Below are 24,904 nucleotides of genomic sequence, written 5' to 3'. Positions count from 1 at the left end.
AACGCAGATGCAGCAGCACGGACGCACTCCCATTCTGGCAAGCGCTTCGCGCCGTTTGGCCGCTCGGCCAGAGGCGGCATGGTTGCTGGCCTGGTGCGTGCTGTGCCTGCCCTGGCTGGCGGGGGTGAAGACGATTCCCTTCGACGCCGTCCAGCAGTTCTTCCCGGCCGTCAGCTTTACGGCCGAGCAGTTGCGCCATCTGCAGGCCCCTTGGTGGAACCCTTACCTGTACTCGGGTTACCCCCAGTTGGCCGACCCGCAGATGATGACGTTCCAGCCCAGCATGATCCTGCCGATGATGCCGGCGCCCACGTCGCTGCATCTGTTTACCGTGGTGGTGCTGCTGCACGTGCTGGCCGGCGGGCTGGGTGCGTTGCGCCTGGCGCGGTCGTGGGGGCTGTCGGTGGCACCGCAGCTGCTGTTTGCGCTGGTGCTGGCCGTGGGTGGGGTGGCTGCCTCGCGGCTGCAGCATACGCCGATGATCATCAGCTACAGCGTGCTGCCCTGGCTGTGGCTGGGGCTGGATCAGCTGCGTCGCCGGGGACGCATCGGTGATGTGCTGCTGGCAGGTATTGCAGGTGGACTGTGCGCCCTGCAGCTCACCCAGGTCACTTATTTCATCATCCTGGCCTGTGCCATCTATGCGTGTGCTGCACTGCTGGTTGCCAGGGACTCGCGTGGACGTCTGGCCCTGCACCTGTCGGCCGTCGCCGTCATCGCTGCGCTGATCAGCGCACCGCAATGGTTGTCGACCCTGGCCTGGCTGGGCGAAACCAACCGGGACGGTCTCTCGTTGCAGGCCGCACTGCCGGGCGCGCTGCACCTGCAATCGCTGGCCACGCTGCTGTCCGGCAATGTGTTCGCGCAGGGGCGCGGTGACAACTGGGCGTTCGGTGATGTCACCACCGACTATCTGTACATGGGGGCGGTCCCGCTGGCGCTATGGCTGGCCTGGGGCGGTCGCGTGGTGCAGCAGCACCCGGCGGCGGCACGCATTGCGTTGGCCACCCTGGTGCTGGCCGTGCTCGTGGCACTGGGCGGTGCGACGCCGTTGTTCCCCTGGCTGTTTACGGTGCTGCCGGGCCTTGATCTGTTCCGGCGCCCGTCCGATGCGCTGTTCCTGACCGTTCCGGCCGCTGCCTGGCTGGCAGCTTACGCCCTGCAGGCCGCCGTGCAGCGCGCCCGCTTGCAGCCGCACCTGCCTTCCGTACTGGCATTGGCCGTGCTGCTGGTCTACACCGGCTGGCTGGTGGTCGCCGCGGGGCAGATGCAGTCCTTCGCCTGGATGGCCATCAGTGGCGCCATCGGCGGGGGCGCGCTGTATCTGCTGCGTCGCCACGCCCACCCCCTGCGTTGGGTGTTCGCACTGGTGATGCTCGACATGATCTTGTTCAACGTCAGCACTGCGTTCAATACACGCAGCAGCAGGAATGTTGTGCTGGACGCCACGCGCGACGCGCCGTCGCAACGCGCGTTTGCACTGCTCGTCCGCGAGCGCGGCGAAGGCTTGCCGGAGCGGGCCGTGGTGTTCGGGCTGGGCACGCTGACCAATGGCGCAGCGGCACACGGTCTGCCGCTGGCCAATGGGTATAACCCACTGCTCGACGTGCGCTACCAGGCCATGGCCGGCATGCCGGCTGAGCCGGTCGACGCGTTCCAGCAGAAGCCTGCTACCCCTTGGGCGGCCGATATGGATGCGCCCCTGTTCCATCTGCTGGGCGTGCGTTGGCTGCTGTCCGCGCAGGCGTTCGCGGGTGCGCAGGCGCAGGGCGAGGGGCTGTACGTGGCACGGCGCGCGGATGTGCTCCCCCGCACCCTCAATCCGCATACCGTTCGTCGTCATGCCGACGATCTGCCCCCGGCCGATGATTACGGTCGCACCGACTTCCAGCAGGTGGTGTGGCTGCCGGCTTCGGTGAGCACTGCCTGCCCGGATGCGGATGCCGGAAACGTGCAGGTGCTGAGCCATCGCTACCGTGCAGGGGCGATGACGCTGCAACTGGTTGCGGATGAACCCGGCTGGCTGGTGGTCAATGAACTGCATGCCCCGGGGTGGGTGGCGACGCTGGAATCGGGCCTTGGCCTGCCGATCGTGCGTGGCAACGGGCTGTTCCGTGCCATCTGCGTGCCCCAGGGCCAGCACACGTTGCGACTGCGCTACAGCCCGCTGCAGCTCTGGCGGGAGGGGCTCGGCCAACGATTGGCAGATCGTCGCGGTCACTGAACCCGGTAGGGTCAACGGTCAGTCGACGATGGCGCGCCGCGCGGTGGCGGACCTCGATACGCCAGCCCCGCCGTCAGCGGTAGACCACAAACCGCATCAGCAGGAACGACACGCACGCCAGCCCGCCTTCCACCAGCGGCTTGGCCAGCCATGCGTACTGCAGGCCCAGCGCATGGTCGGCGGCGGCCACCAGCAGGGTGCTGGCGATCGTCACCAGCGCCCACAGCGGGAGGAAGCGTGCGAACCGGCGCCAGCCCAGGCGCTGGCCGCCCTGCGCATCGGCGAAGGTGTAGCGCCCGTTGAGCCAGAACCCCAGCAGCATGCCGCCCACGCGCCCGGCCACGTTGGCCGGCACCACCGGCATGCCCGCCGCCGTGCAGGCGACGAACAGCAGCCAGTCCAGCAGCAGCTGGGCCAGGCCGATCGCGAGGTAGGCGGTGCCTTGGCGGAACAGGCTCATGGGCAATGGAGTCTGCAGGGATGCCCATGTTAACGGCCTGCGTTCTAGAATCGTCGGCAACGACCTACGGATAGCCGCCCATGACCCAACCCCTGCACGTGATCATCCTGGCCGCCGGCGCCGGCAAGCGCATGAAGTCGGTGCTGCCCAAGGTGCTGCAGCCGATCGCCGGGCAGCCGATGCTGGCGCATGTGATCGCCACCGCGCGCGAACTGCAGCCGGCGGCGATCCACGTGGTCTACGGTCATGGTGGCGAAGCAGTCCGCCAGCGCTTCGCCGACCAGCCGGACCTGCTGTGGGCCGAACAGGCGCAGCAGTTGGGGACCGGCCACGCCGTGGCCCAGGCCATGCCCGAAGTGCCCGACGCCGCGCAGGTGCTGGTGCTGTACGGCGATGTCCCACTGATCCGCGCGCAGACCCTGCGTGACCTGCTGGCGCAGCCGGGGCGCCTGGCGGTGCTGGTGGCCGAGATGGACGACCCGACCGGCTATGGCCGCATCCTGCGCGATGCCGAGGGCAAGGTCGGCGCCATCGTCGAACAGAAGGATGCCGATGACGAGCAGCGCCGCATCCGCATCATCAACACCGGCATCATTACCGCCGAATCGACCGCGCTGCGGCGCTGGCTGTCGCAGCTGTCCAACCGTAACGCGCAGGGCGAGTACTACCTGACCGATGTGTTCGCCTTCGCCGCCCATGAGTTCACCCCGGCGGAGATGGCCCTGGTGGCCGACGCCCAGGAAGCCGAAGGCGCGAACGACCCGTGGCAGCTTTCGCAGCTGGAACGCGCGTGGCAGCGCCGCGCGGTGCGCGCCCTGTGCACCCAGGGCGCGCGCGTGCTTGACCCGGCCCGCGTGGATGTACGCGGCCAGGTGACCGTGGGCAGCGACGTGCAGATCGACGTGGACGTGATCCTGGAAGGCGCCGTGGTGCTGGGCGATGGCGTAAGCATCGGGCCGTTCACCCGCTTGAAGGACGTGACCCTGGGGCCGGGCACCGAGGTGCGCGCGCACTGCGATCTGGAAGGCGTGGTGAGCGAAGGCGCCGCGCAGATCGGCCCGTTCGCGCGGCTGCGTCCGGGCACGGTGCTGGCCGATGGCGTGCACGTGGGCAACTTCGTGGAAACCAAGAAAGTGACCCTGGGCGTGGGCAGCAAGGCCAACCACCTGACCTACCTGGGCGATGCGGTGATCGGCAGCAAGGTGAACATCGGCGCCGGCACCATCACCTGCAACTACGACGGGGTGAACAAGTCGACTACGACCATCGGCGACAACGCCTTCATCGGTTCCAACAGTGCACTGGTGGCGCCGGTGCTGATCGGCGAGGGCGCCACCATTGCGGCCGGCTCGGTCATCACCCGCACCGCACCCGATGGCAAGCTGACCCTGGCGCGCGCACGACAGGAAACCATCGATGGCTGGAAGCGCCCGATCAAGAAGTCCTGAGCCACGTGTGCCGCACGCCGATGAGCTCGGCGTGCTGCCAGGCATCGAACAGCGCGCCGGCGAGCTGCTGAAGGGCCATGATGCCTATCCGGTGTTTGCCGGGCATGGCCTGGATCTGCCTGCGCTGCACGAAGGTCTGCGGCGCCGGCAGGTGTGGGTGGTGGATGCGGCCGACGGCGGAATCGCCGGTTACCTGCTGGCCGGTGAACTGGCAGGTGAGTTCCATGTGCTGCAGATGGATGTGGATCCCGCGCACGCGCGCCGGGGCCATGGACGTGCGCTGTTGCGCCACGCATTGGCGATGGCCAGGGCAGACGGCTATCCGGCAGCGGTACTGACCACGTTGAGCGATGTGCCGTGGAACGCGGCCTTTTACGCCAGCGAAGGATTCGTCACGGTGCCGGAAGCGGAATGGGGCGCCGGCCTTCAGGCCGTGATGGCCGAAGAGGCTGCGTTGGCGTTTCCGATGCATCTGCGGGTCGCGATGCGTCGGGTGCTGTAGCGGCCGACCTTGATCGGCCTATGGATCTACTGCCGCCCGCCATGGTCCTATCCCCGGTAGATCCACGCCATGCGTGGATACGCCCCCCCTGTTCACCCCACCGGCAACAGGATCGACACGCACAGCCCGCCCTCGCCGCGGTTCTGCAATGACACCCGCCCGCCGTGCGCTTCCACGATTTCCCGGGTCAGCGCCAGGCCCAGCCCGGTGCCGTTGCGCTTGGTGGAATAGAACGGCATCAGTGCGTTCTGCAGCACCTGCTCGTTCATGCCCTTGCCGCGGTCCAGCACATCCAGCCGCAGCCACTGCGGCAGGCGGGTCAGCTGCACCTGCACATCGTCGTTGGGCGGGTCGGCTTCGGCGCAGGCTTCATGCGCGTTCTTCAGCAGGTTCAACAACGCCTGGCCGAACTGGGCGATGTCGATGCGGCTGCTCAGGTCTTCGCTGGGCGGGTGGTCCATGGTGAACGGAATCTGCTGGCCCAGGCTGGCCAGGAACGGCGCCCAGTGCACGGTCTGCAGCTGCGGCTGCGGCAGCTTGGCAAAGCGCGCGTAGCCGCGGATGAAGCCTTCCAGGTGGCGTGCGCGGTCTTCGATGGTGCTGAAGATCTCGGGCAGGCGGTCGAAACGCTCGCGCTTCACCAGCTCGCCGCCGGAATGGGCCAGCGAGGCAATCGGCGCCAGCGAGTTGTTCAACTCATGGCTGATCACCCGGATCACCTTCTTCCAGGTCTGCACTTCCTGCCGCCGCAGTTCGGCGGTCAGCAGCCGCACCAGCAGCAGATCGTGCGGGCGGCCGTTCAGATGGAACGCGCGCCGCGACAGGTGGTAGACCTGTTCGTCGTCCTCGTCCAGTTCGGTACCGTCGTCCACGTCCGGGCGCACCGCGAACAGGCTGTCGCCGCCGCGCTCGATGGCATCGCGCAGCTCCACCGGCATCTGCTGCAGCACATCCTGCAGCCGCTGGCCCTCCAGCTTCCAGCCGCCGTGCAGCAGCTTGCGTGCGGCCAGGTTGGAAAACACCACGCGCGCAATGCCATCGCCACCGGCGGCGATCAGCAGCATGGCCACCGGCGTGTTCTGCACCATGGTGTCCAGCAGCAGCTCGCGCTGCACCAGCCCCTGGCGCTGTTCGCGCAGCACATCGCCCAGTTCGCGGTGGGCCTGTACCAGGTCACCCAACTCGTCGTTGCCCGGCCAATGCACGCTGAAGTTGTATTCGCCGTCGCGGTAGCTGCTGGTGGTGCCGGCCAATGCCCGCATCAGCGATCGAACCGGTGCGGTGGCACGGCGCAGCGCCCACCACATCAGCGCCAGCAGCAGTACGGTGGACACCAGGGTGACCGCCCAGCCGTGGTCCAGCCAGTAGGCCAGCAACCACGGCAATGCCGCAGCCAGCGCCAGCACCGGCAGCAGGCGCAGGAACAGGCGGAAGGTGAACGAGCGCCGCTTCATTCGCGCGGAATGCCGTGGCGGTCCATGCGGCGATACAGCGCCTGCCGGCTCAGCCCCAGTTCGGCGGCCGCCTGCGCGATCACCCCGTGGTTGCGTGCCAGCACCTCTTCAATACGCGCACGGTCCGGGTCGTTGCCGGCGCTCGGCGCGGGGCGTGCTGCGGCCGGCGCACGCGGCAGGTTCAGATCGGTCACCTCGATGCGCGGGCCACTGGCCAGCAGTTCGGCGCGCTGGATCACATTGCGCAGTTCGCGCACGTTGCCCGGCCACGGGTGGCGCTGCAGCGCGGCCGCGGCGGCGCTGGACAGCGGCTTGCCGGCGGCCAGGAAACGCTCGGCCAGCGGCAGGATGTCACCGGGACGCTCGGCCAGCGGCGGCAGTGCCAGCTCCACGGTGTTCAAGCGGTAATACAGATCTTCGCGGAAGCTGCCGTCGCGGATCATCGCCGGCAGGTCCGCATTGGTCGCGCTGACCACGCGCACCTTCACCTGCCGCTCGCGGTTGGAGCCCAGGCGCTCGAAGCGGCCAGTTTCCAGTACGCGCAGCAGTTTCATCTGTCCGCCCAGGGACAGGTTGCCGATCTCATCCAGGAACAGCGTGCCGCCGTCGGCCGCTTCGAACTTGCCCTCGCGTGCCTTGTTGGCACCGGTATAGGCACCGGCCTCGGCGCCGAACAGTTCGGCTTCGATCAGTTCCGAGGGCAGCGCGCCGCAGTTCACCGCCACGAACGGGCCCTTGGCGGCCAGTGAATTGGCCTGGATGATCTGCGCGATCTTTTCCTTGCCGGCGCCATTGGGGCCGGTGATCAGCACCGGCAGTTCCGAGCGTGCGACCTGGCAGGCCAGGGCGATGATGCGCTCGCTGGCCGGATCGGCGAACACTGCATCACACAGCTCGTACTTCGTTTCCAGGGCGGTGCGCTGGCGCTGTTCGCGGGCGCGGCGCTGGTCCAGCTCGCGGCGCGCCTCGGACAGCTCCAGCAGGTTGTTCACCGTGGTCAGCAGCTTGCGGTCATCCCACGGCTTGGCCAGGTAGTCGGCGGCACCGGCCTTGACCAGGTCCACCGCACTGCTCAGGTGGGTCCAGGCGGTCAGCAGGATGACCGGCAGATCGGGGTGGCGCGCGCGGATCTGCGCGAACAGTGCTTCGCCCTCCTCACCTGAGGTGGTGTCTTCGGTGAAGTTCATGTCCTGGATCACCAGATCCACCGGCTGCGATTCCAGCAGGGCCAGCCCTTCGGCCGGGCTCTGCGCCTGCAGGGTGTCGATGTCATGCAGGGAAAACAGCACGTCCAACGCGGTGGCGACGCTGGCGTTGTCGTCGATGATCAGGATCGCAGGCATGGACGCATTCTGGAGAAGGGATGGGTGGCGCCAAGAGAGCCGTGACCGGCGCCACCCATCAAGCATAGCCAAACCCGTGGCCGCGCAGGGCCCGGGGGTACGTCTCAGGCCCCGCGGGTGGCCACCGCCGGCGGTACCGCGGCGGCGCGCCGGGCTGGGCCGAACACTGCGATCTGGCCCAGCACCCACAGCAGCAGGGCGCCCAGCGGCAGGTACAGCAGCGGCATGCGCGGCAGCTCGTACATGTTCATCAGGGCCAGGTTGATGGCGTAGGCCGCCAGCATGCCCAGCACGATGCCCAGGGTGGCCAGCAGGAAGTTCTCGGTCTGGAAGTAGCGCAGGATCTGCCCGCGGGTGGCACCCAGCGCACGGCGGATGCCGATCTGCTTGCTGCGCTGCTGCACCCAGAAGCTGGCCAGGCCGACGATGCCCAGGGCCGTGACCACCAGCAGCGCCACGCACACCGTCACCAGCAGGCCGACCATGGCGCGGTCGTTGCTGAAGTACTTCTGGCGCTGTTCTTCATAGGTCATCTTTTCGCGCATCAGGCGGTTGGGATCGTTGCGTTCCAGCGCAGCCACCGCAGCCTTCAGCACCTCGTCGCGGCGCTCCGGTGCGGTGCGCAGCATGTAGGTGCCGCCTTCGTCGAAGCCACGGCGCAGCGGCAGCAGCATCGATTCGGACCAGTTGTTGGCCCAGCCGGTGGGGGTGGTGAGGGTGTCGACGATGCCGATCACATGCAGCGGCTGCTTGCCCATGTAGTAGGTCTTGCCCAGCGCATTGCCATTGGGTTCCATCTTCGCGGCAGTGGCCTGGGTGAAGATCACCGGGATCGCCTTGTCCTGCGAACCGGCCTTGCTGACCACTTCGTAGTCCCGGTATTCGTCGGGCTGGAAGTCACGGCCGGCGATCACGTTGATGCCCATCGTGCGGATGCCATCTTCGGACATCGTGTACATCGATGCTTCGGTGGTGGGCTGTTCCTGGTCCTGCTGGCGCTGGATGCTGCTGCTTGAAGAACCGCCGCGGAACGGCACCTGGTTGATGATGGTGGCGCTGGTGACACCGGGAATGGCGCGCAGCGCGGCCAGGTCTTCGCGGGTGCGGGCCAGGCCGTTGGTCTGCTTGCCGATGCCGCTCACGCGCACCATTACCAGTTCGTTCTCGGCGATGCCGCTGGGCATGCTGATCTTTTCCACGCGCTGGCTGACCAGGAACAGCGCATTGCAGACGATGGCGCAGGTCAGGGCGACTTCCAGCACGATCAGCGCGGCAGCGGTCTTGTGCCGGCGCAGGGTGCTGAGGATGGGGCGGATGTCCATGGGAGTCCTCGTTCGGGTGCTTACTGCGACTTGAGCTGGATGGCCGGGGTGACCTGCATCGCGCGCCAGGCGGGCAGGAAGCCGGCAGCAAGGCTGGCAAACAAGGTCAGGCCGATGGCCAGCAGCAGCATGCTGCCGTCCAGGTGGGCCAGCTTGGCGTAGTCCACCGGCTGCTGGCGCACCGCGAACAGCCCCAGCAGGGCCACGCCGATGCCGAGCACGCCGCCGACCACGCCCACCGCACCGGCTTCCACCAGACACTGCAGGAAGATCTGCCCACGGCTGGCGCCCAGCGCACGGCGCACGCCGATTTCACCGCTGCGGCGCAGGAACTTGGCCAGCAGCAGGCCCACCGTGTTGACCAGGCACACGCCCAGGAAGCCCAGGGCCAGCCACAGCTGCAGGCGCACATCGCTGGGCACCGCGCCGTTGAAGTCCAGCCACTCCATCACGTTGCGCAGGCGCACGTTCGGCGGGCGCTGGAAGCGACCGGCCTCACGCTGCTGGCTGGAATAGTTTTCCAGGTAGCGGCGATAGTCGTCGGCCTTGGCCGGGTCGACCTCGACCCAGTACTGCAGCCAGGTGCAGGGTGCGTTCAACGAGTAGCTGTTGCCGTCCGGGTTCTCGCCGAAGCAGTTCATGTTGCCGCTGCTGCCCAGCTTCATTTCGAAGGACGTGCTGACCGGCAGCAGCAGGTCTTCATCCTTGCCGTAGCTGCCGGTGGTCAGGTCGAAGAACTGCGGTTCGGGATTCCATTCCTTCATTACGCCCACGATGCGGAAGCTCTGGCCATCCATGCGGATGTCCTTGCCCACGCTGTTGCCGCCCTGGTACAGCTTGTCGTTCAGCGCCTTGGAAATGACCACCACGCGCGCGCGGGCGTCATCGTCCTGGCGGGTCCAGGGGCGGCCGTACTGCATGGGCACGTTGAACATCGGGAAGAAATCGGCCGAGGTCCAGCGCGTATCGATCGTGAACGGCTGCAGGGTGCTGTTGTCCGGTTCGATGGTGCCGCCGCCGGCGCTCATCAACGCCTGGCGTTCGGCCTTGGCCTCGCGCAGCAGTGCCTCACCGTCGAAGCGGGTCATCTGCGAATTGGGTTCTTCGCCGGGCACGTAGCCACCGCGCTGGCCCGGGTCCAGCTGCACGTAGAACAGGCGATCACTCTTTTCCGGGATCGGATCGCCGGAAAGCACGTGGAAGACAGTCAGGGTGGTCATCGAGGCACCGATGCCCAGCGCGATGGCTACCACCATCAGCGCGGTCAGCACCTTGTTGCGGCGGAAGCTGCGCGCCGCCAGGCGGGCGTAGTAGGCGAACATGGTCAGGCCCTCACTCGTTCACGGCAACGATGCGGCGCGGGGTAGCCAGCACCGGCTCACGCACCAGGTCGGTCACCTGGCCATCGACGATGTGCACGTTGCGCTGCGCGCGCGCGGCCAGTTCCGGGTCATGGGTGACCATGACGATGGTGGTGCCGGCGGCGTTGATTTCTTCCAGCAGCTCCATTACGCCGCGTGCCATCTGCGTGTCCAGGTTGCCGGTCGGTTCGTCGGCCAGCAGCAGGCGCGGGCTGCCGGCCAGGGCACGAGCAATGGCCGCGCGCTGCTGCTGGCCGCCGGACAGTTCGTTGGGATAGTGCTTCATGCGCGAGCCCAGGCCGACCTGGGTCAGCGCCTTTTCAATGCGCTCGCGGCGTTCGTTGGCGCTCATCTTGCGGTAGCGCAGCGGCACGTCCACGTTGTCGAACAGGTTCAGGTCGGGAATCAGGTTGAAGCCCTGGAAGATGAAGCCGATCTTCTGGTTGCGCAGGCGGCTGCGCGCATCATCGCCCAGCGTGCTCACGTCCTGGCCGTCCAGCAGATAGGTGCCGCTGGTGAAGGTTTCCAGCAGACCGGCAATGTTCAGGAAGGTGGTCTTGCCAGAGCCGGACGGGCCGGTGACGGCCACGAATTCGCCTTCCTTCACCTGCAGTTCCAGCGAGCGCAGTGCGTGGGTTTCCACCTGTTCGGTGCGGAAGACCTTGGCGACCGAACGCATTTCGAGCATGTACATGGGGTGTCCTCTCTCCAGGATGTGTCAGTTGACGGAGACGCGTTCGGCGTCCTTGAACAGGTCGCTGCCGGAGACCACGATGCGGTCGCCCGGCTGCACACCCGACTTGATTTCCACTTCGCCCAGGCTGCTGACGCCCAGTTCCACCGGCCGGCGCACCGCGGTGCGGCCGTCCATTACATAGGCCACGCCGTTGCCCTGTTCCACGAACGGGCCACGCTCGACCTTCATCACGTTCCGGCGCGTATCCAGCAGCACGCGCACCGACATGCGCTGGCTCTGGCGCAGGCCTTCGGGCTGTGCGGCGGCAAAGCGCACGCGGGCGTTCACTTCACCGTTCACCACCTCCGGCGAGACGGCGCTGATCTCGCCGGCGAACGGCTTGCCGTTGCCGCCGGTCAGCTGCGCCGGCATGCCGATGGCCAGGTCGCGGGCGAAGCTTTCCGGCACCTTGATCTCCACTTCGAACTTGGACAGGTCCACCACGCCCAGCACCGGCGCGTTGGCCGCCAGGTTGGTGGCCTGGGTGGCCTGCACCTGGCCCACCTGGCCGTCGAACGGGGCACGCAGGGTCAGCGCGTCCACCTGGCGCTGCACTTCGGTCACCACGGCCTTCTGGCGGTCGGCCAGCAGGCGCTTGTTGCGCGCATCCAGGTCGGCGCCCTGGCTCTGCAGGCGGGCGTCGGTGGTGGCGTTGGCCAGGGTGATGTCGGCCTTCTTCAGGCTGTCCTGGGCCTTGGCCAGGTCGATCTGCGGCACCGCGCCGCCGTCGTAGCCGCGCTGGTAACGCTGCAGGTCGCGGTCGGCGGCCTGCCGTTCGATGCTGGCCTGGTCGGTTTCCTTGCGCGACTTGGCGCGGGCCAGGGTGGCGTCCAGCGCGGCGCGGCTGGCTTCGGCTTCCAGGCCGGCCAGGGTGGCCTGTTCCTGGGCCAGCTTGCTGCGCAGTTCCGGGCTGTCGATGATCGCCAGCTCCTGGCCCTTCTTCACCACGTCACCGGCCACCACCTTCAGGTCCACGGTGCCGGCCGAGATGGCGTACAGGGTGGGGCTGTTGGCGGCGATCACGCGGCCGTCGGCGGCGATGTCGCGCACCAGGTCGCCGCGCTGCACTTCGGCAATGCGCACCCGGCTGCTGTCGAAGGAGCGGCTGGCATTGGACCAGGCATGCACCGCCCAGCCGATGGCGGCCAGCAGGGCAAGCCCGCCCAGCACCGGCCAGCGGTAACGGCGCAGGGCGGCGCCCGAGCGGGAGGTGCCGGCCGGGGCGGAGGAAACGATCTGGTCCTGGGCAGAGGTGTCGCGGATCATCGGGTACGTGCCTGTCGGTGGTAGTCCATACCAAGCACGTCGCGTGCCAACTTTTTGGTGTTATGAATCAGTGATTTAGCGGCCCGTGATCGGTGTCCGGGTGTCCGCGGACACTGCAGCGGACACTTTCATTAAGCGGACAGGCGGGGGAGGGCGGACACCCACGCTAGAATGCCGACACCGTCTTGAAGGAAACGCGACATGTGTGGAATCGTAGGTGCGATCGCTGATCGCGATGTGGTGCCGGTGCTGATCGAAGGACTGAAACGACTGGAATACCGCGGCTACGATTCTTCCGGTATTGCGGTGATCGACCAGGGCGAGCGCCCGGACGTGCGCCGCGTGCGCCGCACCGGCCGTGTTTCGGAAATGGCCACCGCCGCCGAGGCCGAGGGCTTCAACGCCAGCCTGGGCATCGGCCACACCCGTTGGGCCACCCATGGCGGGGTGACCGAGGCCAATGCGCACCCGCACATCAGCCACGGCGTGGCGCTGGTGCACAACGGCATCATCGAAAACCACGAAGAGCAGCGCGAGAAGCTGCGCGCGCTGGGCTACACCTTCGAGTCGCAGACCGACACCGAAGTGATCGCGCACCTGATGCACCACCACCTGAAGGGCGGCGACAGCCTGCTGGGCGCGTTGCAGCGCACGGTGAAGGAACTGACCGGCGCCTACGCCCTGGCCGTGGTCAGCCGCGCCGAGCCGGACCACTTCGTCTGCGCGCGCATGGGCTGCCCGCTGCTGGTGGGCCTGGGCGAGGGCGAAAACTTCGTCGCGTCCGATGTGTCGGCCGTGATCTCGGCCACGCGCAAGGTCATCTTCCTGGAAGAGGGCGACACCGCCGATATCCGCCGTGATGGCGTGCAGGTGTTCGACGAACACGACCAGCCGGTGCAGCGCGACACCCATCTGTCCGATGTGTCGCTGGCCTCGCTGGAACTGGGCCCGTACCGCCACTTCATGCAGAAGGAAATCCACGAGCAGCCGCGCGCGCTGGGTGACACCATCGAAGCGGCGATCGACGCCGGTGGTTTCCCGGCCGAGCTTTTCGGCAAGAATGCCGAAACCGTGCTGGCCGGCATTGAAGGCGTGCAGATCCTGGCCTGCGGTACCAGCTACTACTCGGGCCTGACCGCGCGTTACTGGATCGAATCCATCGCCGGCCTGCCGTGCAGCGTGGAAATCGCCAGCGAGTACCGCTACCGCTCCGCGTATGCCAATCCCAAGCACCTGATCGTGACCATTTCCCAGTCCGGCGAAACGCTGGATACGATGGAAGCGCTGAAGTACGCCAAGTCGCTGGGCCACACCCACACGCTGTCGATCTGCAACGTGCCGGAAAGTGCGATTCCGCGTGCCAGCGAACTGGTCTGCTACACCCGTGCCGGCGCCGAAATCGGCGTGGCCTCCACCAAGGCCTTCACCACCCAGCTGGCCGCGCTGTTCCAGCTGACCGTGGTGCTGGGCAAGCTGCACGGCCGGGTGGATGCAGCACAGGAAGCGGAATACCTGGAACAGCTGCGTTTCCTGCCGGGCAGCGTGCAGCACGCCCTGAACATGGAACCGCAGATCGCCGCCTGGGCCGAGCGCTTCGCGCGCAAGAGCAGCGCGCTGTTCCTGGGCCGTGGCCTGCATTACCCGATCGCACTGGAAGGTGCGCTCAAGCTGAAGGAAATCACCTATATCCATGCCGAGGCCTACCCGGCCGGTGAGCTGAAGCACGGCCCGCTGGCGCTGGTGGACGAAGACATGCCGGTGGTGGTGATCGCGCCCAACGACAGCCTGCTGGAAAAGGTGAAGTCGAACATGCAGGAAGTGCGCGCGCGTGGCGGCGAACTGTTCGTGTTCGCCGACCAGGACAGCAACTTCAACGAGTCCGAAGGCGTGCACGTGATCCGCACCCCGCGCCATGCCGGCGTGCTCAGCCCGGTGGTGCACACCATTCCGGTGCAGCTGCTGGCCTACCACACCGCGCTGGCACGCGGCACCGACGTGGACAAGCCGCGCAACCTGGCCAAGAGCGTTACGGTGGAATAAGCCGGAAGGGCTGTGGCCGCCGGGCATGGCCCGGCGCTACCAGGGGCCGGGCAACACCGGCGCCGCGGGGCACGGCTCGGCCACCATCGGTAGCGCCGGGCCATGCCCGGCGGAATGCCTCAGGCCGCGTGCACCTGCACATCCACGTATTCGGCCAGGCCACGGCACGCGAGCAGCAGGCCTTCGCGCACATCGTTGCCGACCTGCTGCGCTTCGTCGCCATCCACGCGCACGCGCTCGCTGGCGTGCAGCAGTTCCAGCAGCAGCGTCAGCCCGGCGTTGGCGCGATTGATGCGCGCCAGTGCCATGCACTGGCCGTTGCTACGCCCCTTGCGCTGCAGCGGCTGGCCATCGGCGGCATCTACCTGGCGGATGCGCTGCAGGCTGCCCAGCAGAGTGATGCCCGCATCGGTCTGCTGGGCGGCAAGCGTGGTTTCCAGCGGCTGGGCAAGTTCATCGGGCAGGGTGTTGGCGGCCTCGCCCAAAGTGGCGAACAGGTACGGGTATCGCGAGGTGCTCATGGCGGCTTCCTTCTGCATGCGGCGAAGAAGCCACCCCGCTTAACAGCAAGGGTGGCGGACGGTGCGTGGTTGCAATACCGGGGAGCTTCTGCAAAAGCCGGCGGGCACGAGGCCCCCACGCACCGCCCGCCATAGGTGCGCGGACAGAGTGCCTGCCGACGCCACCCACAGGGAATGGGCGACGCCGACAGGCTAGCGTAACCAGCAGAAACTACCCACGGGATTGCAAGCCCGTGCCACCCGTTTTCGGTGGCCACCCATATTTCGCATGGGTCGCCTTGGCCGCCAATGAGGAAAGTTGGAAAGATCGAAATTGTTGCAATACACCGATGCGCTGCAGACGCACGCGGCGGCGCGCCGATTGCGACACCGGTTGCCGACGGTTCGTCGAGCAAGGCTCGACGCTACAGATCTTCCGGGTGCGGCTCAGGTCCCCACGTGGAAGCGGTTGCTGTCTTCGGCCAGCCCCAGGTGTTCCAGCGCGATCTCCAACCCCAACGCATAGCTCTGCGCACCGTAGCCACTGGCCACCGCCAGCCGGCGCCCCGCACCGGCGGGAATGCAGGTCTCGCGCTGTGCGCCATCGTCATGCACTTCCACATAGGCGTTATGCAGGTGCGGCAGCAGGCGCTGCAGGCGGGCGCTGTCGGCGCACGCACCGGGGTCGAGCAGGGTGATCTCGCCGCGGCTGTGGTCGGCCACGCGCAGTGCGTCCAGCAGTTCCTGCTCGGAACCGCACGCGCGGATGGCGATGGTGGTGCCGGCATCGATGGCGCGTTCCACCAGCGCCTTCAGCACGGGGCTGGGCAGCGGTGCGGCCGTGCGGATAAGACGGCCACTGGCTTCCGGGCCACGAATGATGAAGATCGACATGGCTCAGGCCTCCATGGCCAGACGGTGGCGGATGATGCCCAGCGAGAGCGGATAGCCGCCCTGCGCGTTGCGATGGTCGACCACCACGGCGGCCGGCGCGTGCTGCAGGCGCAGCCGCGACTGCAGGTCCAGTTCGCAGGTGGCCTGGACTTCGATGTACTGCGCCGGCAACTGGTCCAGCGCGTGGCCCAGCGCGGCGGCCTGTTCGCACCATTGCTGCTCGTCCACGGCACCCAGTTCCAGCACCACCCAGTCGCGGGGCTGGGCATCGATCTGGCACAGACACTGGCGAATCTCTTCCACGCCACTGCAGTCTTTGCAGACCACGGGATGGTTGCCCACGTGCGCAGGCAGGCTCGGCGGCACACTGCTGGGGGTTGCGTGGCGAATCACGATCACGGTCATGGCGGTTCTGGTTTCACACCCTGCGGTGCGGTGATGCCATGGTCGCGGTGGGCTACGTAAAATCGCCAGCCGTGTTCTGCCTGCCCTGCATAAAATCAACGTAACGGCCGGCGCGGTGCGCTGCATCGTCGCCAGCGGGGCGTGAAATTTTATGAAGATTTTACGCGGCGTATCAACGCGGGAATGGGCTTTTTACAGGCATCGATTCGACAATTTTCGCATCGGCTGAACAGCCATCCTGTGAGTTGTCATTCCATGTCTCTGCACCTCTTCCCGGGCCAGCGCGTCAGCGCCCAGGTCATTGCCATCCGTAGCCTGGCCGGCCTGGTCCTGTTCGCCGGCACCGCGCTCAGCAGCCATGCGGCCACCGTGTCCGGCTCGGCCGCCATTGCCAATGATTACGTGTGGCGCGGTTCCAGCCAGACCCAGGGCGATGCGGCCGTGCAGGCCGGCTTCAAGGCCAGTGCCGAATCGGGCTGGTACGCGTCGGTCTGGGGCTCCAACGTCGAATTCGCGCCGGAGACCCATGCCAGCAGCGAGCTGGATTTCATCGCCGGCTGGTCCGGCGGCCTGTCCGACGATTGGGCGCTGGACGTCAACCTGACCCACTACCGGTACCCGTCCACCACGGTGGATCTGAACTGGACCGAATTGAACAGCACCGTGACCTGGAAGCAGAACTACTGGCTGCAGGTGGCGTACTCGCCCGATGCCCTGGCCACCGACGAGCGCGGCGTGTACGCGCAGCTGGGCGCGCGACTGCCGGTCAGCGACAGCGTCCGCTTCGAGGCCGCCGTGGGCCATTACTGGCTGGAAGACGCCTACAACGACAGCTACACGCACGGCCAACTGAGCGGCATCTGGGCCTTCAAGGCGCCGTTCGAACTGCGCGTGACCGCGCACGCCACCGATTCGGCGGCCAAGCGCATCTTCCCCGATCTGGCGGGGTCGCGCGTCGAAGCCGCGCTGCAGGCGTCGTTCTGAACTGAGTCCGGCATCGCTGGCAGGCGCCCCCGCGCGCACGGCGATCCAACCACAACAAGGTGGGACATCCCATGTTCGAGTTCCTTTCCGTAATTGCGCTGGCCCTGTTGCTGGGCTGGCCCATTGGCCGCTATCTGGCGGCGGTGATGCGTGGCAACCCCATGTGGGGTGACCGCGTGTTTGGCCTGATCGAACGGCCGCTCTATCGCATCCTGGGCGTTGCGCCTGGCCAGGGTATGGGCTGGAAGCAGTACGTTACGGCGTTCCTGGTCAGCAACCTGGTGCTGGCCGTGCTGACCCTGGCCATCTTCATGACCCAGGCCTGGTTGCCGCTGAACCCCAACAACGCGCCGAACATGCGCTGGGACCTAGCGCTGCACACGATGGTCTCGTTCCTGACCAACACCAACCAGCAGCACTATTCCGGCCAGGCGCAGTTGTCCTACTTCGCGCAGATGACCGGCATCGTTGGCCTGCAGGTGATCACCCCGATGATGGGCCTGGCCCTGGTGGTGGCGACGCTGCGCGGCCTGTTCGGCGGGCGCAGGCGCGATGTGCTGGCCGCTACGGGCAAGGATCGCGCGCCGTCGGCCGTTGCAAGCGATGGCGAACCCGACCTGGGCAACTACTGGGCCGATGTCATCCGCCCGGCCGTGCGCCTGATGCTGCCGCTGTGCCTGCTGTGGTCGCTGCTGCTGACCTGGCAGGGCGTGCCGTCCACATTGAACGGCGGCCCGGTGGCCACGCCCATCGACGCGTCTGCGGGCATGGCCGAGCAGAAGATTCCGCTGGGGCCGGTGGCCTCGATGGTGGCGGCCAAGCAGCTGGGTACCAATGGCGGTGGCTGGTACGGCCCCAACAGTGCGGTGCCGCTGGAAAACCCGACCGCGCTTTCCAACCTGCTGGAAACCCTGGCTCTGATCCTGATTCCGGTCAGCATCGCCTTCATGGTCAGCGCCTTCACCGGGCGCCGCCGCTTCACCGCGCTGGTGGTCGGCACCATGCTGGCCATGTCGCTGGTTTCCACCGGTGTGGCCCTGTGGTCTGAATCGCTGTCGTCCACCAGTACGGACATTGCGCTGATGGAGGGCAAGGAAGTGCGCTTCGGCGCCGACGCTTCCGCGCTGTGGGCGGCGTTGACCACGCAGACCTCCAACGGTTCGGTCAACGCGATGCACGATTCGCTGGCGCCGCTTACTGGCCTGGTCACGATCGGCAACATGCTGGTCAACTCCATCTGGGGTGGCATCGGCTGCGGCCTGCAGCAGTTCCTGGTCTATCTGTTGCTGAGCGTGTTCCTGGCCGGCCTGATGACCGGCCGCACCCCGGAACTGTTCGGCCGCAAGATCGAAGCGCCGGAAGTGAAACTGCTGGCCGTGCTGGTGCTGCTGCAGCCGCTGGTGCTGCTGTCCCTCACCGCCATCACCCTGGCCGTGCCCAGCCTGACCGGCAATTCCAACCCGTCCTTCCACGGCATCAGCCAGGTGTTCTATGAATTCACTTCGGCCTTTGCCAACAACGGCTCCGGCTTCGAAGGTCTGGGCGATGCCACCTACTGGTGGAACCTGACCTGTGCGGTGGTGCTGGCGCTGGGCCGTTACCCGGCACTGATCATCCCGCTGGTCATTTCGGCAATGTTGGCGCGCAAGCGTGCCGTTCCGGAAAGCCCGGGCACGCTGCACGTGGAAACGCCCACCTTCGCACTCACCCTGATCGCGGTGGTCGTCATCCTGACCCTGCTTCAGTTCATGCCGGTTCTGGTGCTGGGCCCCATCGCCGATCACCTGGCGCTCAAGGCCTTCTGAGGATTTCCCAATGACTGATACTTCCATGCACACCGGGCATCGCCCCGGTCGCCCGGCGCTGCTGGATGCCGCCGGGTTCAAGGCCGCTGTCATTGCGTCCTTCGCCAAGCTGTCGCCTGGCCATGCCTTCCGCAACCCGGTGATGGCGGTGGTGTGGCTGGGCACCCTGCTCACGGCGGGCCTGACCATCACCGGCAAGGCCGCCACCGGCACCGGCTGGGCGGTTACCGCACTGCTGCTGGTCACCGTGCTGTTCGCCAACTTCGCCGAGGCCGTGGCTGAAGCGCGCGGTCGCGGCCAGGCCGCCTCGCTGCGCCGTGCACGCAAGGATCTGGTGGCGCGCCGGATCAGCGATGCGGCCAAGCCGGCCAGCGCGGTATCGGTGCCGGCCGCAGAGCTGCGCCCGGACGATCTGGTGGTGGTGTCGGCGGGCGAGATCGTGCCCGCCGACGGCGAGATCATCCGTGGCCTGGCTACCATCAACGAATCGGCGGTGACCGGCGAATCGGCACCGGTGCTGCGCGAGGCGGGCACCGACCGCTCCGGCGTGATCGGTGGCACCAAGGTGCTGTCCGACGAGATCGTGGTGCGGGTGACCGCCGAACCGGGCAACAGCTTCCTGGACCGCATGATCTCGCTGGTGGAAGGTGCCAACCGGCAGAAGACCCCGAACGAGATTGCGCTGGGTCTGCTGCTGGTCACCATGACGCTCACCTTCCTGATCGTGGTGCTGACCCTGCCGTCCATCGCCGGTTTCGTGGGCATTTCGCTGGACCCGCTGCTGCTGGTGGCGTTGCTGGTCTGCCTGATCCCGACCACCATCGGTGGCCTGCTGCCGGCCATCGGCATTGCCGGCATGAACCGCGCGCTGTCGTCCAACGTGCTGGCCAAGTCGGGCAAGGCGGTGGAAGTGGCCGGTGACGTGGACGTGCTGCTGCTGGACAAGACCGGCACCATCACCCACGGCGATCGCCAGGCCACGGCGTTCCATCCGCTGGCGGGCGTGGACATGCAGCGCCTGCGCGAAGCGGCCCTGCTGTCCTCGCTGGCCGACCCGACCCCGGAAGGCAAGTCGATCGTCAAGCTGGCCCGCCAGCCGAACACGCCCATCGAAGAGCCGACCAACGCGCACTTCGTGCCGTTCAGTGCGCACACCCGCATGTCCGGTGTCGACCTGAACCTGGCCGATGGCCACGTGCGTGCCATCCGCAAGGGCGCCATCGACGCCATGGTGAAGTACGCGCAGTCGCTGGGCTCGGAGCCGTCGCCGGAACTGTCGGCGCGCGTGGAACAGGTAGCCCGCAATGGCGCGACGCCGCTGGTGGTGGCCGATGGTCGCCACCTGCTGGGGGTGATCGAGCTGTCCGACGTGGTCAAGCACGGCATCAAGGAAAAGTTCGCGCAGCTGCGTGCAATGGGCATCAAGACGGTGATGATCACCGGCGACAACCCGCTGACCGCCGCGGCCATCGCTGCCGAAGCCGGCGTGGACGACTACATCGCCGAGGCACGCCCGGAAGACAAGCTGGCCCGTATCCGCCAGGAACAGGCCTCGGGGCGCCTGGTGGCGATGGTTGGCGACGGCACCAACGATGCGCCGGCGCTGGCGCAGGCCGACGTCGGCCTGGCGATGAACTCGGGCACGCAGGCAGCCAAGGAAGCCGGCAACATGGTCGACCTGGATTCGGACCCGGCCAAGCTGCTGCAGGTGGTGGAAGTGGGCAAGCAGCAGTTGATCACCCGCGGCGCGCTGACCACGTTCTCGCTGGCCAATGACGTGTCCAAGTACTTCGCCATCCTGCCGGCGATGTTCGCCGCCGTTCCCTCGATGGCCGCGCTGAACGTGATGCACCTGTCCAGCCCGACCAACGCGGTGGTGGCCGCGCTGATCTTCAACGCGATCATCATTCCGATCCTGATTCCGCTGGCCCTGCGCGGTGTGCGCTTCCGTGCCGCCAGCGCCACCGCGCTGCTGCGCCGCAATGTGCTGGTGTACGGCCTGGGCGGCGTGCTGCTGCCGTTCCCGGCCATCAAATTGATCGACATTGCGCTGGCCGCCGTGTTCGGTGCCTGAGGACCTGCCATGAACAACATCATTGAACACGCTTCGTCGCACTCCGCTCCCACCCGCAGTGGCGTCTGGCGCGCTTCCATCGGCCTGGCGATCACCTCGCTGCTGGGCTTCGGTTTCGTCTACTCGCTGGCGGTCACGAACCTGGGGAACCTGATGTTCCCGGCCGCCGCCAGTGGCAGCCTGATCGAGCGCGACGGCAAGGTGGTCGGCTCGTCACTGGTGGCGCAGCCGTTTGCCGATGACCGCTACTTCCAGTCGCGCCCGTCGGCGGCGTCCTACGACGTGATGGCGCTGGCCGGCAGCAACCAGGCCCGCACCAACCCGGACCTGCGCACGCGGGTGGACGAGGCCCGCGCGGCCGTGGCGGCGCGCGACGGCGTGGCGCCGGAAGCGGTGCCCAGCGACCTGGTGACCCAGTCTGGTGGCGGCATCGATCCGCACATCTCGCCGCAGGCCGCGCAGATCCAGGTGCAGCGCGTGGCCAAGGCACGCGGCATGCAGGCTGCCGATGTGCAGGCCTTGCTGGCCAAGCACACCGAAGGCATGCGCTTTGGCCTCTATGGTGCGCCGCACGTGAACGTGCTGGAGCTGAACCTGGCGCTGGACCAGGTGGCACCGGCCCCGACCCGGAACTGAGCGCGGCACGCTCGGATCGAGCCGCCCCTGTGTACGCACAGGGGCCTGCGCACACCTGATGGAACCTGCCCATGAACGATGACCGCAACGCCAAGGCCGATGCGCTGGCGGGCGAACTGCGCCGGCAGAACAGCGGCCACCTGACCGTCTTCCTGGGCGCCGCGCCCGGCGTGGGCAAGACCTACGCCATGCTGTCGCGCGCACGCGAGCTGCGCCGCCAGGGCATCGACCTGGTGGTGGGGATCGTCGAAACCCACGGCCGTTCCGAAACCGCCGCGCTGGTGGACGGGCTGGAGCTGATTCCGCGCAGGCGCATTGAATACCAGGGCCGCAAGCTGCAGGAACTGGATGTCGATGCAATCCTGGCGCGCCGTCCGCAGGTGGCGTTGATCGATGAACTGGCCCATCGCAACGTTCCGGGAAGCCGCCATGAACGGCGCTGGCAGGATGTGATCGATCTGCTGGATGCGGGCATCGATGTCTACACCACGATCAACATCCAGCACCTGGAAAGCCTGAACGACGTCGTCCATCGCATCACCGGCATCCGCGTCAGCGAGACCGTGCCCGATGCGGTGTTCGACCGCCTGCGCGACATCCGCCTGGTCGACCTTCCCGCGCGCGAACTGATTGAACGCCTGAACCAGGGCAAGGTCTACCTGCCCGAGCAGGCGACCCACGCCTTGCAGGCGTTCTTTTCGCCGTCCAACCTGGCGGCGCTGCGCGAACTGGCCATGCAGACGGCGGCCGACCACGTGGAAGAAGACCTGCGCGAATCGCAGATCGCACGCGGCCTGCCCGGCATTGCGCTGCGCAACCGGGTGCTGATCGCCATCGATGGCATGGGCGCATCGGAATACATGGTGCGCGCGGGGCGCAGGATCGCCCAGCGCCGTGATGCGCCCTGGACGGTGGTGACCGTGCAGTCCGGCAAGCCGGTGGAGGCCACACGCCAGGCCGAGCTGGACCGCGCCTTCGCACTGGCACGCAGCCTGGGTGCGGACGCCGAGGTGGTGCACGGCACCCACGTGGCCGATGCGCTGCTGGACCACGCCGAACGCTGCGGTGCATCCACGCTGATCGTGGGCCGCACCCGCGAGCGGCCGCTGGCCCGCATGATCAACCGCACGCTGACCCAACAACTGCTGCAGCGCGGGGCGCATTACGAACTGGTCATCATCAGCTCGCCCGAAGCACGTGCGCGTGCGCGCCGCCGGCTGCGCATTCCCGACCGTTCGCTGCTGCGGCACGATCTGAGCGCTGCCGTGCTGGCCACCCTGGGCGCGATCGTGGCTTCGTGGATGGCGCAGCGATGGCTCGGTATCGACGACATGTCGATGGTCTTCATCGTGGCGGTGATCCTGGTGGCCACCCGCACCAGCATGCTGGGCGTGGTTGGCACCGCGGCGCTGTGCTTCTTCAGCTACAACTTCTTCTTCATCGAACCCACCTTCACCTTCAGCATCAGCGCCAACCGTGGCGTGGCCACGGTGGTCATCTTCCTGGTGGCCGCACTGGTCTGCGGCAGCCTGGCCACCCGGCTGCGCGCGCAGATCCTGGCGCTGCGCGCGGTCAATGCGCAGGCCACGATGATGGAACGGCTGGGGCGCGGCCTGAGCAGCGCGGCCGACCTGGGCCAGGTGCTGCATGTGGGGCGCATTGCGATGGAACGCAGCCTGGGGGTTGCGGTGTGGATCCAGTCCGCCGATCGCACCGAGCAGTCGCCTGGCACGGTGCTGCAGGCCACCGATCAGGCGGCGGCGGACTGGTCATTGGCGCATCGCCAGCAGGCCGGGCGCTTCACCGATACGCTGGCTGGCTCACCGTGGTGGTTCGTTCCGCTGCTGGCCAACCGCACCGTGGTGGGCGTGATGGGGCTGCGCTGGGGCGAGGACACCGCGCGCCTGGCGCCCGAGCAGCGCCGCCTTGCCGAAGCGATGATCGACGATGTGACCCAGGCCATCATGCGCACCCGGCTGGTGGCCGATCTGGAGGGCGCGCGGGTCAGCAATGAAACCGAGCGCCTGCGTTCGGCGTTGCTGTCGTCGGTGTCGCACGACCTGCGCTCGCCGCTGGCGTCGATGATTGGTTCGGCCAGCAGCCTGGTGAGCTACCCGGATGCGCTGTCCGCCGAGGACAAGGCGAACCTGCTCGACACCATCCTGGAGGAGGGCGATCGGCTCGACCGCTACATCCAGAACCTGCTGGACATGACCCGGCTGGGCCACGATGGGCTGACGTTGAACCGGGACTGGGTGGGCGTGGATGAACTGATCGGATCGGCCGCCGGGCGTCTGCGCCGGTACCAGCCGGGGGTCACGCTGGATGTGGCCATCGCCGCGGAACTGCCGCCCATCTGGGTGCATCCGGCCCTGGTCGAACAGGGGCTGTTCAACGTGCTGGAGAACGCCGCCAAGTTCTCCCCGCCGGGCGCGGCGGTGGATGTGTCCGCTCGCCTGCTCGGCGGCAACCTGCAGATCGACGTGCGCGATCGTGGCCCCGGCATTCCCGAAGACGAGCGCAAGCGCATCTTCGACATGTTCTACAGCGTCGAGCGTGGCGACAGGAACCGCAAGGGCACCGGGCTGGGCCTGACCATCGCGCAGGGCATGATCGGCGCGCATGGCGGATCGGTTGAAGCGTTTGCCGGGCCGGATGGCGTGGGCACCGTCATCCGCATCACCCTGCCGATGCTGCGGCCCACGGCGGCATGAGGAACCCGATGTGACGCAGATTGCCGCCGTGGAATCGGGCATCAACGTGCTGGTCATCGATGATGAGCCGCATATCCGTCGCTTCCTGCAGATCAGCCTGCGTGCGCAGGGCTATACGGTGCTGCTGGCCGAGAACGGGCAGGGCGGGCTGGACGTGGCCCGCAGCTGCAGCGTGGATATCGTGGTGCTGGATGTCGGCCTGCCCGACATGGACGGGCACGCGGTGCTGGCCCAGCTGCGGGCGTTTTCGCCGGCACCGGTGATCATGCTGACGGCGCGCGCCGGTGAGCGCGAGAAAGTGGCCGCGCTCGATGGCGGTGCACATGACTACGTCACCAAGCCGTTCGGCATCGATGAACTGATGGCGCGCATCCGGGTGCTGCTGCGCTCGGCCAGCCGCAGCGGCGATGAGCCGTTCCGCTTCGACGACGGTTGCCTGTGCATCGACGACCAGACCCACGTGGTCACCTTCCAGGGCAGCCCCCTTGCGCTGTCGCGCAAGGAGTACGCGCTGCTTCTGCTGCTGGCCCGCAACGCCGGGCGGGTGGTGACCCAGCCGGTCATCCTGACCGGCATATGGGGTCCCACCCACAACCGCGATGCGCACTACATCCGCATCCTGCTGGCACGCCTGCGGCCGAAGATCGGCGACAGCGCCGCCGCACCGCGTTACATCCAGACGCTGCCCGGGGTGGGGCTGCAGTTCCACGGCAGCGGCTGACAACGGCGCCGGTGC

At 67.3% G+C, this 24,904-nt stretch carries 20 protein-coding genes; 10 read left to right on the top strand and 10 right to left on the bottom strand.

What is annotated here, in order from left to right:
- The first annotated feature begins 124 nt into the window (after nucleotides 1-124).
- Nucleotides 125-2,224, top strand: a complete 2,100-nt coding sequence (locus C1931_RS17455; RefSeq protein WP_234412842.1) for a hypothetical protein — start codon at nucleotides 125-127, stop codon at nucleotides 2,222-2,224.
- 73 nt (nucleotides 2,225-2,297) lie between these two features.
- Here the strand turns inward: C1931_RS17455 and C1931_RS17450 are convergent, their stop codons facing one another.
- Complete coding sequence (locus C1931_RS17450; RefSeq protein WP_108757232.1) at nucleotides 2,298-2,684, bottom strand: GtrA family protein; 387 nt, start codon at nucleotides 2,682-2,684, stop codon at nucleotides 2,298-2,300.
- Nucleotides 2,685-2,764: 80 nt separating this feature from the next.
- Here C1931_RS17450 and glmU point away from each other — a divergent pair, with 80 nt between their 5' ends.
- Both glmU and C1931_RS17440 read left to right on the top strand, forming a co-directional pair.
- Nucleotides 2,765-4,132 carry a bifunctional UDP-N-acetylglucosamine diphosphorylase/glucosamine-1-phosphate N-acetyltransferase GlmU gene (gene glmU, locus C1931_RS17445; RefSeq protein WP_108757231.1) on the top strand — a complete coding sequence of 456 codons (1,368 nt, stop codon included), beginning with the start codon at nucleotides 2,765-2,767 and terminating at the stop codon, nucleotides 4,130-4,132.
- Nucleotides 4,101-4,634, top strand: a complete 534-nt coding sequence (locus C1931_RS17440) for a GNAT family N-acetyltransferase (protein WP_108757230.1) — start codon at nucleotides 4,101-4,103, stop codon at nucleotides 4,632-4,634. The genes glmU and C1931_RS17440 overlap by 32 nt, the downstream gene beginning before the upstream one ends.
- A 92-nt stretch (nucleotides 4,635-4,726) precedes the next feature.
- On the opposite strand, the gene C1931_RS17435 is transcribed toward C1931_RS17440, so the two are convergent.
- The 6 genes from C1931_RS17435 to C1931_RS17410 all read right to left on the bottom strand — a co-directional run bounded on the left by C1931_RS17435 (nucleotide 4,727) and on the right by C1931_RS17410 (nucleotide 12,116).
- Entirely contained in the window at nucleotides 4,727-6,088 is a 1,362-nt protein-coding gene (locus tag C1931_RS17435; RefSeq protein ID WP_108757229.1) for an ATP-binding protein, read from the bottom strand.
- Nucleotides 6,085-7,431 carry a sigma-54 dependent transcriptional regulator gene (locus C1931_RS17430; RefSeq protein ID WP_108757228.1) on the bottom strand — a complete coding sequence of 449 codons (1,347 nt, stop codon included), beginning with the start codon at nucleotides 7,429-7,431 and terminating at the stop codon, nucleotides 6,085-6,087. The genes C1931_RS17435 and C1931_RS17430 overlap by 4 nt, the downstream gene beginning before the upstream one ends.
- Before the next feature lie 104 nt (nucleotides 7,432-7,535).
- The gene (locus tag C1931_RS17425; RefSeq protein ID WP_108757227.1) at nucleotides 7,536-8,753 is read right to left on the bottom strand and encodes an FtsX-like permease family protein; all 1,218 of its coding nucleotides are present in this window, start codon (nucleotides 8,751-8,753) and stop codon (nucleotides 7,536-7,538) included.
- Between the two features lie 20 nt (nucleotides 8,754-8,773).
- Nucleotides 8,774-10,075 (bottom strand): ABC transporter permease, encoded by a 1,302-nt coding sequence (locus tag C1931_RS17420; protein WP_108757226.1) that lies wholly within the window; start codon nucleotides 10,073-10,075, stop codon nucleotides 8,774-8,776.
- A gap of 10 nt (nucleotides 10,076-10,085) precedes the next feature.
- On the bottom strand, nucleotides 10,086-10,808 hold the full coding sequence (locus tag C1931_RS17415; protein ID WP_108757225.1) for an ABC transporter ATP-binding protein: 723 nt from the start codon (nucleotides 10,806-10,808) through the stop codon (nucleotides 10,086-10,088).
- 24 nt (nucleotides 10,809-10,832) lie between these two features.
- The gene (locus tag C1931_RS17410) at nucleotides 10,833-12,116 is read right to left on the bottom strand and encodes an efflux RND transporter periplasmic adaptor subunit (RefSeq protein ID WP_108757224.1); all 1,284 of its coding nucleotides are present in this window, start codon (nucleotides 12,114-12,116) and stop codon (nucleotides 10,833-10,835) included.
- Nucleotides 12,117-12,317: 201 nt separating this feature from the next.
- On the opposite strand from C1931_RS17410, the gene glmS reads away from it, so the two are divergent.
- Entirely contained in the window at nucleotides 12,318-14,156 is a 1,839-nt protein-coding gene (glmS, locus tag C1931_RS17405) for a glutamine--fructose-6-phosphate transaminase (isomerizing) (RefSeq protein ID WP_108757223.1), read from the top strand.
- 119 nt (nucleotides 14,157-14,275) lie between these two features.
- Here the strand turns inward: glmS and C1931_RS17400 are convergent, their stop codons facing one another.
- From C1931_RS17400 to C1931_RS17390, 3 genes are all read right to left on the bottom strand, one after another.
- On the bottom strand, nucleotides 14,276-14,677 hold the full coding sequence (locus tag C1931_RS17400) for a hypothetical protein (protein WP_108757798.1): 402 nt from the start codon (nucleotides 14,675-14,677) through the stop codon (nucleotides 14,276-14,278).
- Between the two features lie 426 nt (nucleotides 14,678-15,103).
- Nucleotides 15,104-15,550, bottom strand: a complete 447-nt coding sequence (locus C1931_RS17395) for a 3-dehydroquinate dehydratase (RefSeq protein WP_108750447.1) — start codon at nucleotides 15,548-15,550, stop codon at nucleotides 15,104-15,106.
- Nucleotides 15,551-15,553: 3 nt separating this feature from the next.
- On the bottom strand, nucleotides 15,554-15,955 hold the full coding sequence (locus tag C1931_RS17390) for a hypothetical protein (protein ID WP_108754228.1): 402 nt from the start codon (nucleotides 15,953-15,955) through the stop codon (nucleotides 15,554-15,556).
- A gap of 255 nt (nucleotides 15,956-16,210) precedes the next feature.
- Between C1931_RS17390 and C1931_RS17385 the strand changes: the two genes are divergently transcribed.
- The 6 genes from C1931_RS17385 to C1931_RS17360 all read left to right on the top strand — a co-directional run bounded on the left by C1931_RS17385 (nucleotide 16,211) and on the right by C1931_RS17360 (nucleotide 24,889).
- Entirely contained in the window at nucleotides 16,211-16,939 is a 729-nt protein-coding gene (locus C1931_RS17385) for a TorF family putative porin (protein WP_108757222.1), read from the top strand.
- A 71-nt stretch (nucleotides 16,940-17,010) separates the two neighbouring features.
- On the top strand, nucleotides 17,011-18,744 hold the full coding sequence (kdpA, locus tag C1931_RS17380; protein ID WP_108757221.1) for a potassium-transporting ATPase subunit KdpA: 1,734 nt from the start codon (nucleotides 17,011-17,013) through the stop codon (nucleotides 18,742-18,744).
- Nucleotides 18,745-18,769: 25 nt separating this feature from the next.
- Nucleotides 18,770-20,818, top strand: a complete 2,049-nt coding sequence (kdpB, locus tag C1931_RS17375) for a potassium-transporting ATPase subunit KdpB (protein ID WP_234412924.1) — start codon at nucleotides 18,770-18,772, stop codon at nucleotides 20,816-20,818.
- 9 nt (nucleotides 20,819-20,827) lie between these two features.
- Nucleotides 20,828-21,454, top strand: a complete 627-nt coding sequence (gene kdpC / locus C1931_RS17370) for a potassium-transporting ATPase subunit KdpC (protein WP_108757219.1) — start codon at nucleotides 20,828-20,830, stop codon at nucleotides 21,452-21,454.
- A gap of 71 nt (nucleotides 21,455-21,525) precedes the next feature.
- A complete protein-coding gene (locus C1931_RS17365; protein WP_108757218.1) occupies nucleotides 21,526-24,168 on the top strand; it encodes a sensor histidine kinase KdpD in 2,643 nt (880 codons plus the stop codon).
- 10 nt (nucleotides 24,169-24,178) lie between these two features.
- Nucleotides 24,179-24,889: a response regulator transcription factor gene (locus tag C1931_RS17360; RefSeq protein ID WP_234412688.1), complete on the top strand. Its 711-nt coding sequence runs from the start codon at nucleotides 24,179-24,181 to the stop codon at nucleotides 24,887-24,889.
- Nucleotides 24,890-24,904: the final 15 nt, after the last annotated feature.

Source organism: Stenotrophomonas sp. YAU14A_MKIMI4_1 (assembly GCF_003086855.1).
GTDB lineage: Bacteria > Pseudomonadota > Gammaproteobacteria > Xanthomonadales > Xanthomonadaceae > Stenotrophomonas.
The sequence above is the reverse complement of the archived record's forward strand: the minus strand, read 5'-3'. Positions and strand labels throughout refer to the sequence as shown.